General features: G+C 55.3%; 10 protein-coding genes and 4 tRNA genes. All 14 read left to right on the top strand.

The genetic code is table 11. From position 1 onward, the window contains the following. Window positions 1–172: 172 nt before the first annotated feature. The 14 genes from birA (at window position 173) to rpoB (ending at window position 10,608) form a co-directional block, all read left to right on the top strand. Window positions 173–1,132: a bifunctional biotin--[acetyl-CoA-carboxylase] ligase/biotin operon repressor BirA gene (birA, locus tag AC07S6_RS25465; protein WP_495113293.1), complete on the top strand. Its 960-nt coding sequence runs from the start codon at window positions 173–175 to the stop codon at window positions 1,130–1,132. Then, the gene (locus AC07S6_RS25460; RefSeq protein ID WP_054896954.1) at window positions 1,122–1,871 is read left to right on the top strand and encodes a pantothenate kinase; all 750 of its coding nucleotides are present in this window, start codon (window positions 1,122–1,124) and stop codon (window positions 1,869–1,871) included. The genes birA and AC07S6_RS25460 overlap by 11 nt, the downstream gene beginning before the upstream one ends. Before the next feature lie 7 nt (window positions 1,872–1,878). Continuing rightward, window positions 1,879–2,325 (top strand): hypothetical protein, encoded by a 447-nt coding sequence (locus tag AC07S6_RS25455; protein WP_054896953.1) that lies wholly within the window; start codon window positions 1,879–1,881, stop codon window positions 2,323–2,325. Between the two features lie 142 nt (window positions 2,326–2,467). Further along, window positions 2,468–2,552 (top strand) — tRNA-Tyr (locus AC07S6_RS25450). Window positions 2,553–2,576: 24 nt separating this feature from the next. Further along, window positions 2,577–2,650 (top strand) — tRNA-Gly (locus tag AC07S6_RS25445). Between the two features lie 26 nt (window positions 2,651–2,676). Continuing rightward, a tRNA-Thr gene (locus tag AC07S6_RS25440) sits at window positions 2,677–2,752 on the top strand. Between the two features lie 143 nt (window positions 2,753–2,895). Next, a tRNA-Trp gene (locus tag AC07S6_RS25435) sits at window positions 2,896–2,971 on the top strand. A 45-nt stretch (window positions 2,972–3,016) separates the two neighbouring features. Next, window positions 3,017–3,385, top strand: coding sequence for a preprotein translocase subunit SecE (secE, locus tag AC07S6_RS25430; protein ID WP_003194658.1), 369 nt, complete (start codon window positions 3,017–3,019; stop codon window positions 3,383–3,385). A gap of 9 nt (window positions 3,386–3,394) precedes the next feature. Then, window positions 3,395–3,928 (top strand): transcription termination/antitermination protein NusG, encoded by a 534-nt coding sequence (nusG, locus tag AC07S6_RS25425; protein ID WP_003176436.1) that lies wholly within the window; start codon window positions 3,395–3,397, stop codon window positions 3,926–3,928. Window positions 3,929–4,044: 116 nt separating this feature from the next. Then, entirely contained in the window at window positions 4,045–4,476 is a 432-nt protein-coding gene (gene rplK, locus AC07S6_RS25420; RefSeq protein WP_003176435.1) for a 50S ribosomal protein L11, read from the top strand. Beyond that, on the top strand, window positions 4,476–5,171 hold the full coding sequence (gene rplA / locus AC07S6_RS25415; protein ID WP_003176434.1) for a 50S ribosomal protein L1: 696 nt from the start codon (window positions 4,476–4,478) through the stop codon (window positions 5,169–5,171). The genes rplK and rplA overlap by 1 nt, the downstream gene beginning before the upstream one ends. A 199-nt stretch (window positions 5,172–5,370) precedes the next feature. Beyond that, window positions 5,371–5,871 carry a 50S ribosomal protein L10 gene (gene rplJ / locus AC07S6_RS25410; RefSeq protein ID WP_003176433.1) on the top strand — a complete coding sequence of 167 codons (501 nt, stop codon included), beginning with the start codon at window positions 5,371–5,373 and terminating at the stop codon, window positions 5,869–5,871. A 78-nt stretch (window positions 5,872–5,949) separates the two neighbouring features. Next, window positions 5,950–6,315, top strand: a complete 366-nt coding sequence (gene rplL, locus AC07S6_RS25405; RefSeq protein WP_003176432.1) for a 50S ribosomal protein L7/L12 — start codon at window positions 5,950–5,952, stop codon at window positions 6,313–6,315. 219 nt (window positions 6,316–6,534) lie between these two features. Further along, entirely contained in the window at window positions 6,535–10,608 is a 4,074-nt protein-coding gene (gene rpoB / locus AC07S6_RS25400; protein WP_010206926.1) for a DNA-directed RNA polymerase subunit beta, read from the top strand. Window positions 10,609–10,626: the final 18 nt, after the last annotated feature.

Below are 10,626 nucleotides of genomic sequence, written 5' to 3'. Positions count from 1 at the left end.
GTAGGTCATCGTCAAGATTAAATTCCGAAACCCCAATTGCGAAAGCAGTTGGGGTTTTGTTTTGGGCGCTCGAAAATCTGGTGGGGCGTCGATCATGACTGATATCCAGCCTTTCTATGCAATGACCCTGCGCATGGCTATCATGCGTGCCTCATTCTGTGGCGATATGTGCATGCTGACGTTGTTGAAACTTCTGAAAGATGGTCGCTTTCATTCTGGAGAAGCGCTTGGTGCCGCCCTAGGCGTCAGTCGCAGTGCCGTGTGGAAGCAGCTTCAGCATCTTGAGGCAGAATTGAATCTCCCCATTCATAAGGTCCGGGGACGCGGATATAGATTGGCTGCGCCATTGATGTTTTTGAATGCGCAGGAAATTTCTCAGAGGGCGGCTTCCTTGGCTTGGCCCGTTCACATTTTCGACTCCATTGACTCCACTAATGCTGAGGCTTTACGTCTTGTCGATGCGGGCAGTGCGGCTCCTTTTATTGTGCTAGCGGAGCAGCAGACGGCTGGTAGGGGGCGACGAGGCCGCAAATGGGTCAGTCCATTTGCGCAAAACGTTTACTACAGCCTTGTATTGCGTGTTGAGGGCGGCCTGCGGCAACTGGAAGGGCTGAGTCTGGTGGTGGGGCTGGCAGTCCTGCAGGCTCTGCGTGAGTCGGGCGTGGAGGGCGCAGCTTTGAAGTGGCCAAACGACGTCCTGGTTGGGCACAAGAAAGTCTCAGGCATCTTGCTTGAGTTGGTGGGAGATCCCGCAGATATCTGTCACGTTGTGCTAGGGATAGGTATCAATGTGAATATGCAGAAGGCTGTAGAGGTTGATCAGCAGTGGACCTCGATGCAGCTCGAGACGGGCTCTTCTGTTGATCGCAATCACCTGGTGGCGCGACTGGGCTTGCAACTACAAGCCTACCTAGACCGACACAAGGCTGCGGGTTTTGCCGGGCTGCAAGCAGAATGGGAGCAGCATCACGCGTGGCAAGGGAAGAGTGTGTCGCTTATTGCGGGCGTCAATCAGATTGATGGGGTTGTGCTCGGTGTGGATTGTCAGGGCGCGTTGCGTTTGGATGTCGGTGGCGTTGAGAAAATATACAGCGGTGGTGAGCTAAGCCTGAGGTTGCGTGATGATTCTTGAGCTCGACTGTGGAAATAGCTTTATCAAGTGGCGTGTTCTTGAGTCGAGTGATGCAAGTGTCCGCGCCGAAGGCATCGCAGGTTCGGATATTGCGCTTATCGACAGTTTGGTGGCTTTGCCTGGTCTATTGCTCACGCGTTGTCGGTTGGTGAGTGTTCGCGCGCTTGAGGAGACCGATAAGTTGATAGCCGCGTTGGTAGGGGCATTTGGCGTTGCTGTTTCCTGTGCCACCTCTGCTCGAGAAATGAGCGGAGTGCGCAACGGCTACGAAGACTTCCAGCGCCTAGGAATGGATCGATGGCTGGCCATGCTAGGCGCGTTCAAGTTGGCGTCAGGTGCATGCCTGGTACTCGATTTTGGTACGGCGGCGACCGCAGATTTTATCGGTCCGGACGGTGAGCACCTGGGTGGTTTTATTTGTCCGGGTATGCCGCTTATGCGTAATCAACTGCGAACCCATACTCGCAAGATACGCTATGACGACGCGGCCGCTGAGCGGGCGCTGGAGCGTCTCTCTCCAGGTCGCACGACCGTAGAGGCCGTCGAGCGTGGTTGTACGCTCATGCTTAGAGGTTTCGTGCTGACTCAGCTCGAGTTGGCGCGAGGCTATTGGGGGGAGGATTTCACGGTCTTCCTCACTGGAGGCGATGCCGACCTGGTCAGGGATGCTGCGCCTCAGGCTCGGCTGGTCCCGGACCTGGTGTTTGTTGGTTTGGCGATGGCGTGTCCTTTGTCTTGAGGTGATTATGCGCTGGCTGTTTTTACTTTTACTGGTTCTCAATGTTTTTTATTACGTCTGGCATCAGCAAGAGGCGCCATTGCGGGCCAAGGATGTCACGCCCTTGAATCTCCATCGAGGAGCGCAGCAAGATATTCGCCTCTTGAGTGAGTCGGCAGATGCGGTTGCTCGGCGTGATCGAGCGAGGTCGGCGGAGGCGCAGAATACCTGCTTGTACATCGGTGGTTTCTCGGATCGACGCCAGGCCTCTTCTCTTGAGCAGAGGCTCACGAGCCTGGATATAAAGGTCACGGTCCAGTTGCTGAATGCACAGAGCGCCTCGGGTTATTGGTTGCGTGTGGCCCCTGAAAGCCGTCGCCTGGCTGACGATCTGCCCTTTGAAAGCCTTGCTAATGAATTCAATGAGTTAAAACATAAAATAATGCTGTGCGAAGGCATTGCAACTCTCGAATAGTTTGCATAGAATGGCGCCCGCTTCGCAGTGAAGACCTTTAAGGGCTACAGTGCGAAGCTACCGTCAATGCAGCTAACCTCATAATTTAAATGAGAAAATGCTTGACAGAAGGTCGGCGTGATGTAAAATGCCGGCTCGCTTAGGAGGGGTTCCCGAGCGGCCAAAGGGATCAGACTGTAAATCTGACGTCTACGACTTCGAAGGTTCGAATCCTTCCCCCTCCACCATTTTTAGCGTGAGCTGCAAGCTCCGCGGGTATAGTTTAGTGGTAGAACCTCAGCCTTCCAAGCTGATGATGCGGGTTCGATTCCCGCTACCCGCTCCAAGTTTGCAGGTTGTGCAAGGTGTTTCGCTCTTGTAGCTCAGTTGGTAGAGCACACCCTTGGTAAGGGTGAGGTCAGCGGTTCAAATCCGCTCAAGAGCTCCATATGACAAGGCAGATATGAAAATATCTGCCTTTGTTTTAACAGCTGCCTCGGCTTGAATGTTGTTCGATGTTTCAGGTCTTGTGGGGTTGGTTGTTGTAAAGTCTTTTTCAGGCCTGCATAATGGTCGGCCTGATTTTGTTTTAGGTCAGTAGCTCAATTGGCAGAGCGACGGTCTCCAAAACCGTAGGTTGGGGGTTCGATTCCCTCCTGACCTGCCAGATTCACGTGGTGTGTCTGGCTTTCTTTTCACAGGATCTTCATAGATGACTCCTAAGGCTGAAGCTCAAAGCTCTCGTTTCGATCTAGTAAAGTGGCTCGCTGTAGTCGCCTTGGTGGTCGTAGGCGTTGTTGGCAATCAGTACTATTCTGCTTCGCCGATCCTGTACCGTGTACTCGCTTTGCTTGCCCTCGCTGCTGTAGCTGCCTTTGTAGGCCTGCAGACTGCCAAAGGCAAGTCCTTCGCGGTATTGGTTAAGGAAGCTCGCACCGAAATCCGTAAAGTCGTTTGGCCGACTCGCCAAGAAACCACTCAGACCACATTGATTGTCGTGGCTGTTGTTCTGGTTATGGCGTTGCTGTTGTGGGGGCTTGATTCCCTGCTCGGCTGGCTTGTTTCCTTGATTGTTGGCTAAGGGTGTCCCGTGGCTAAGCGTTGGTACGTTGTGCATGCTTACTCGGGTTACGAGAAGCATGTTATGCGCTCTTTGCTGGAGCGCGTAAAGCTGGCAGGCATGGAAGATGGCTTCGGCGAAATTCTGGTTCCCACTGAAGAAGTGGTTGAAATGCGGAATGGGCAGAAGCGCAAAAGCGAACGCAAGTTCTTCCCTGGCTACGTGCTGGTACAAATGGACATGAACGAAGGTACTTGGCACTTGGTCAAGGATACCCCTCGCGTCATGGGCTTTATTGGCGGTACTGCCGACAAGCCTGCTCCGATCACCGACAAAGAGGCGGAAGCAATTCTGCGTCGTGTTGCTGACGGTAGCGACAAGCCCAAGCCGAAGACATTGTTCGAGCCGGGTGAGGTTGTTCGCGTTACAGACGGTCCGTTCGCTGATTTTAACGGTACGGTCGAAGAAGTTAACTACGAAAAGAGCCGGATCCAAGTGGCAGTGCTCATTTTCGGTCGCTCTACCCCGGTAGAGTTGGAGTTCAGCCAGGTCGAAAAGGTCTAGCTGGGCAAGCATCCCAACCCCGCAGCCTAGGCTGTGGGGTTTTGTCGTCACTGGGATAAACGCGCAAGTAACCGGGGAGCCTTTCGAGGCGTTTGAACCCGTAATTGGAGTGCCTCATGGCCAAGAAGATTACCGCTTACATCAAGCTGCAAGTGAAGGCCGCTCAGGCCAACCCTAGCCCACCCGTCGGTCCAGCTCTGGGTCAGCACGGCGTGAACATCATGGAATTCTGCAAGGCCTTCAACGCCCGTACTCAGGGTCTTGAGCCAGGTCTGCCGACTCCAGTGATCATCACTGTATACAGCGACCGTAGCTTCACCTTCGAAACCAAGTCGACCCCGGCTTCGGTTTTGCTGAAGAAAGCTGCCGGTCTGACCAGCGGTTCCGCTCGTCCTAACACCGTTAAGGTTGGCACCGTAACCCGTGCTCAGCTGGAAGAAATCGCGAAAACCAAAAACGCGGATCTGACTGCAGCTGATATGGATGCAGCCGTGCGTACCATCGCCGGTTCTGCTCGTAGCATGGGCCTTAACGTGGAGGGTGTGTAATGGCTAAGCTGACCAAGCGCCAAAAGGCTATCGCCGGCAAAATCGAAGCGGGCAAGTCCTACAACTTCGTAGACGCTGCTGCCCTGCTGACCGAGCTGTCGACTGTCAAGTTCAGCGAGTCTGTTGACGTTGCTGTGAACCTGGGCGTTGACCCACGTAAATCCGACCAGGTCGTTCGTAGCGCTACTGTGCTGCCACACGGTACTGGCAAGACTGTACGTGTTGCCGTCTTCACCCAGGGGCCAGCTGCTGAAGCTGCTCTGGCCGCCGGTGCTGATCGCGTTGGCATGGATGACCTGGCTGCCGAAATGAAAGGCGGCGACCTGAACTATGACGTCGTAATTGCTTCCCCGGATGCAATGCGCGTTGTAGGTCAGTTGGGTCAGATCCTCGGTCCACGTGGCCTGATGCCTAACCCTAAAGTCGGCACCGTAACTCCAGACGTAGCTACCGCGGTTAAAAACGCCAAGGCTGGTCAGGTTCGTTATCGCACCGACAAAAACGGCATCATTCACACCTCCGTTGGCAAAGTCGGCTTCGATGCCGTCAAGCTGAAGGAAAACGTTGAAGCCCTGATCGCTGATCTGAAGCGTATCAAGCCTGCTTCTTCGAAAGGTATCTACGTCAAGCGCGTTACCCTGAGCACCACTATGGGCCCAGGCCTGGTCATCGACCAAGGCTCGCTGGACGTATAAGACATAAATTGGCGCAAGTAATTGCGCCAATTGAAAGATTGGGGTCCCTGCCTGGCGGGGGCTATCCAAGACCGTAGGCGACGCAAGTCTTAAACCAACAAGCCTACGCAGATGGTGCTCCCGGTTCCTTACCGAATCAGACACCAAAACGACATCAGGCCTAGGCCAGATGAAACGGTAACAAGCAGGAGTTAAACCCGTGGCAATTAATCTCGAAGACAAGAAGGCCATCGTCGCTGAAGTCAACGAGGCTGCCAAAGCTGCTCTGTCCGCTGTCGTGGCTGATGCCCGTGGTGTGACAGTAGGCGCTATGACCGGACTCCGTAAAGAGGCTCGTGAAGCTGGCGTATACGTACGTGTTGTACGTAACACCCTGCTCAAGCGCGCCGTTGCTGACACTGAATACAGTGTTCTCAACGACGTGTTCACCGGCCCGACTCTGATCGCGTTCTCTAAAGATCATCCAGGCGCTGCTGCCCGTTTGTTCAAAGAATTCGCCAAGAGTCAGGATAAGTTCGAGATCAAGGCAGCTGCGTTCGAGGGCAAGTTCCTCGCAGCTAACCAAATCGACGTACTGGCAACACTGCCGACCCGTAACGAAGCTATTTCGCAGCTGATGAGCGTGATTCAAGGCGCTACCAGCAAGCTGGCTCGTACTCTGGCTGCAGTTCGCGAGCAAAAAGAAGCTGCCGCAGCCTAAGGCTGAGCAAATTCTCTCGCGTATTTTTGTTTATTTCGATGGCCGCGTAGGCCGTCCCCCAATTCAGGAAATACAGCAATGTCTATCTCCCAAGACGATATCCTCAACGCCGTAGCTGAAATGTCGGTTCTGCAGGTTGTTGAGCTGATCAAAGCTTTCGAAGAAAAATTCGGCGTTTCCGCTGCCGCTGCTTCCGCTGGCCCAGCTGTTGCTGCTGTCGCTGCTGAAGAGCAAACCGAATTCAACGTCATGCTGCTGGAAGCTGGCGAGAAGAAAGTAAACGTGATCAAGGCAGTACGTGAACTGACCGGTCTGGGCCTGAAAGAAGCCAAGGCTGTAGTTGACGGCGCTCCTGCCCAGGTTCTGGAAGCTGTGTCGAAAGACGCCGCTGACAAAGCCAAAGCTACTCTGGAAGAAGCAGGCGCTAAAGTCGAGCTGAAGTAAGCATCGACCTTGCGTCTCCAGCCCAAGCGTTAAGCTGAAGGCTGATGGCTGGTGGCTCTTGCCACCGGCCTTTTTCCGTTCTTGGCTGTCGACTCGGTCGCCGCCATTAACGCGCTGTAGCCACCCGAAGCGGTGGTGCAAACCATGGGGTTTGCAAGATTTTCTGGCTGCTCCCGTCGGAGGGGCCAAACAAGCAGGTGACCAAGCTGGGGAACGCTGATGGCTTACTCATATACTGAGAAAAAACGTATCCGCAAGGACTTTAGCAAGTTGCCGGACGTCATGGATGTCCCGTACCTTCTGGCTATCCAGCTGGATTCGTATCGTGAATTCTTGCAGGCGGGAGCGACCAAAGATCAGTTCCGCGACGTGGGCCTGCATGCGGCCTTCAAATCCGTTTTCCCGATCATCAGCTACTCCGGCAATGCTGCGCTGGAGTACGTCGGTTATCGCCTGGGCGAACCGGCATTTGATGTCAAAGAATGCGTGTTGCGTGGCGTTACGTACGCCGTACCTTTGCGGGTAAAAGTCCGTCTGATCATTTTCGACAAAGAATCGTCGAACAAAGCGATCAAGGACATCAAAGAGCAAGAAGTCTACATGGGCGAAATCCCACTGATGACTGAAAACGGTACCTTCGTAATCAACGGTACCGAGCGTGTAATCGTTTCCCAGCTGCACCGTTCCCCGGGCGTGTTCTTCGACCACGACCGCGGCAAGACGCACAGCTCCGGCAAACTCCTGTACTCCGCGCGGATCATTCCGTACCGCGGTTCGTGGTTGGACTTCGAGTTCGACCCGAAAGACTGCGTGTTCGTGCGTATCGACCGTCGTCGCAAGCTGCCGGCCTCGGTATTGCTGCGCGCGCTCGGCTACACCACTGAGCAAGTGCTGGATGCTTTCTATACCACCAACGTATTCAGCCTGAAGGATGAAACCCTCAAGCTGGAGCTGATCGCTTCGCGTCTGCGTGGTGAAATTGCTGTACTGGACATCCAGGACGAAAAAGGCAAGGTCATCGTTGAGGCTGGCCGTCGTATCACTGCGCGCCACATCAACCAGATCGAAAAAGCCGGTATCAAAGAGCTGGAAGTGCCACTGGACTACGTCTTGGGTCGCACTACCGCCAAGGTCATCGTTCACCCGGCTACAGGCGAAATCCTGGCTGAGTGCAACACCGAGCTGAACACCGAGATCCTGGCCAAGATCGCCAAGGCCCAGGTTGTTCGCATCGAGACCCTGTACACCAACGATATCGACTGCGGTCCGTTCATCTCCGACACACTGAAGATCGACTCCACCAGCAACCAATTGGAAGCACTGGTCGAGATCTATCGCATGATGCGTCCTGGTGAGCCACCAACCAAAGACGCTGCCGAAACCCTGTTCAACAACCTGTTCTTCAGCCCTGAGCGCTATGACCTGTCTGCGGTCGGCCGGATGAAGTTCAACCGTCGTATCGGTCGTACCGAGATCGAAGGTTCGGGCGTGCTGTGCAAGGAAGACATCGTCGCGGTATTGAAGACCCTGGTCGACATCCGTAACGGCAAAGGCATCGTCGACGACATCGACCACCTGGGTAACCGTCGTGTTCGCTGCGTAGGTGAAATGGCCGAGAACCAGTTCCGCGTTGGCCTGGTACGTGTTGAGCGTGCGGTCAAAGAGCGTCTGTCGATGGCTGAAAGCGAAGGCCTGATGCCGCAAGACCTGATCAACGCCAAGCCAGTGGCTGCGGCGGTGAAAGAGTTCTTCGGTTCCAGCCAGCTTTCGCAGTTCATGGACCAGAACAACCCGCTCTCCGAGATCACCCACAAGCGCCGTGTTTCTGCACTGGGCCCGGGCGGTCTGACCCGTGAGCGCGCTGGCTTTGAAGTCCGTGACGTACACCCGACGCACTACGGTCGTGTTTGCCCGATCGAAACGCCGGAAGGTCCGAACATCGGTCTGATCAACTCCCTGGCTGCCTATGCGCGCACCAACCAGTACGGCTTCCTCGAAAGCCCGTACCGTGTGGTGAAAGACGCCTTGGTCACCGACGAGATCGTATTCCTGTCCGCCATCGAAGAAGCTGATCACGTGATCGCTCAGGCTTCGGCCACGATGAACGACAAGAAAGTCCTGGTCGACGAGCTGGTAGCTGTTCGTCACTTGAACGAGTTCACCGTCAAGGCGCCGGAAGACGTCACCTTGATGGACGTTTCTCCGAAGCAGGTAGTTTCGGTTGCAGCGTCGCTGATCCCGTTCCTGGAACACGATGACGCCAACCGTGCGTTGATGGGTTCCAACATGCAGCGTCAAGCTGTACCGACCCTGCGTGCTGACAAGCCGCTGGTAGGTACCGGCATGGAGCGCAACGTAGCACGTGACTCCGGCGTTTGCGTCGTGGCTCGTCGTGGCGGCGTGATCGACTCCGTTGATGCCAGCCGTATCGTGGTTCGTGTTGCCGATGACGAAGTAGAAACTGGCGAAGCCGGTGTCGACATCTACAACCTGACCAAATACACCCGTTCGAACCAGAACACCTGCATCAACCAGCGTCCGCTGGTGAGCAAGGGTGATCGCGTTCAGCGTAGCGACATCATGGCTGACGGCCCGTCCACCGACATGGGTGAACTGGCTCTCGGCCAGAACATGCGCATCGCGTTCATGGCATGGAACGGCTTCAACTTCGAAGACTCCATCTGCCTGTCCGAGCGTGTGGTTCAAGAAGACCGCTTCACCACGATCCACATCCAGGAACTGACCTGTGTGGCGCGTGATACCAAGCTTGGGCCTGAGGAGATCACTGCAGACATCCCGAACGTGGGTGAAGCTGCACTGAACAAGCTGGACGAAGCCGGTATCGTTTATGTAGGTGCTGAAGTTGGCGCTGGCGACATCCTGGTCGGTAAGGTCACTCCGAAAGGTGAGACTCAACTGACGCCGGAAGAGAAGCTGCTGCGTGCCATCTTCGGTGAAAAAGCCAGCGACGTTAAAGACACCTCCCTGCGTGTACCTACCGGTACCAAGGGTACTGTCATCGACGTACAGGTCTTCACCCGTGACGGCGTTGAGCGTGATGCTCGTGCACTGTCCATCGAGAAGACCCAGCTCGACGAGATCCGCAAGGATCTGAACGAAGAGTTCCGTATCGTTGAAGGCGCGACCTTCGAACGTCTGCGTTCCGCTCTGGTAGGCCACAAGGCTGAAGGCGGCGCAGGCCTGAAGAAAGGTCAGGACATCACCGACGAAATCCTCGACGGTCTTGAGCACGGCCAGTGGTTCAAACTGCGCATGGCTGAAGATGCTCTGAACGAGCAGCTCGAGAAGGCCCAGGCCTATATCGTTGATCGCCGCCGTCTGCTGGACGACAAGTTCGAAGACAAGAAGCGCAAACTGCAGCAGGGCGATGACCTGGCTCCAGGCGTGCTGAAAATCGTCAAGGTTTACCTGGCAATCCGTCGCCGCATCCAACCGGGCGACAAGATGGCCGGTCGTCACGGTAACAAGGGTGTGGTCTCTGTGATCATGCCGGTTGAAGACATGCCGCACGATGCCAATGGCACCCCGGTCGACGTCGTCCTCAACCCGTTGGGCGTACCTTCGCGTATGAACGTTGGTCAGATCCTTGAAACCCACCTGGGCCTCGCGGCCAAAGGTCTGGGCGAGAAGATCAACCGCATGATCGAAGAGCAGCGCAAAGTCGCAGACCTGCGTAAGTTCCTGCACGAGATCTACAACGAGATCGGCGGTCGCAACGAAGAGCTGGACACCTTCTCCGACCAGGAAATCCTGGATCTGGCGAAGAACCTGCGCGGCGGCGTTCCAATGGCTACCCCGGTGTTCGACGGTGCCAAGGAAAGCGAAATCAAGGCCATGCTGAAACTGGCAGACCTGCCAGAAAGCGGCCAGATGCAGCTGTTCGACGGCCGTACCGGCAACAAGTTCGAGCGCCCGGTTACTGTTGGCTACATGTACATGCTGAAGCTGAACCACTTGGTAGACGACAAGATGCACGCTCGTTCTACCGGTTCGTACAGCCTGGTTACCCAGCAGCCGCTGGGTGGTAAGGCTCAGTTCGGTGGTCAGCGTTTCGGGGAGATGGAGGTCTGGGCACTGGAAGCATACGGTGCTGCATACACTCTGCAAGAAATGCTCACAGTGAAGTCGGACGATGTGAACGGTCGTACCAAGATGTACAAAAACATCGTGGACGGCGATCACCGTATGGAGCCGGGCATGCCCGAGTCCTTCAACGTGTTGATCAAAGAAATTCGTTCCCTCGGCATCGATATCGATCTGGAAACCGAATAACACGTGACGCGAATCGAG

The sequence above is a fragment of the Pseudomonas sp. GW821-FHT07B01 genome (assembly GCF_059419065.1).
The sequence above is the reverse complement of the archived record's forward strand: the minus strand, read 5'-3'. Positions and strand labels throughout refer to the sequence as shown.

Coding starts and splice junctions, on each gene's coding strand:
- birA (WP_495113293.1), top strand. CDS start 173: ATGCTGACGTTGTTGAAACTTCTGAAAGATGGTCGCTTTCATTCTGGA.
- AC07S6_RS25460 (WP_054896954.1), top strand. CDS start 1,122: ATGATTCTTGAGCTCGACTGTGGAAATAGCTTTATCAAGTGGCGTGTT.
- AC07S6_RS25455 (WP_054896953.1), top strand. CDS start 1,879: ATGCGCTGGCTGTTTTTACTTTTACTGGTTCTCAATGTTTTTTATTAC.
- secE (WP_003194658.1), top strand. CDS start 3,017: ATGACTCCTAAGGCTGAAGCTCAAAGCTCTCGTTTCGATCTAGTAAAG.
- rplK (WP_003176435.1), top strand. CDS start 4,045: ATGGCCAAGAAGATTACCGCTTACATCAAGCTGCAAGTGAAGGCCGCT.
- rplA (WP_003176434.1), top strand. CDS start 4,476: ATGGCTAAGCTGACCAAGCGCCAAAAGGCTATCGCCGGCAAAATCGAA.
- rplL (WP_003176432.1), top strand. CDS start 5,950: ATGTCTATCTCCCAAGACGATATCCTCAACGCCGTAGCTGAAATGTCG.
- rpoB (WP_010206926.1), top strand. CDS start 6,535: ATGGCTTACTCATATACTGAGAAAAAACGTATCCGCAAGGACTTTAGC.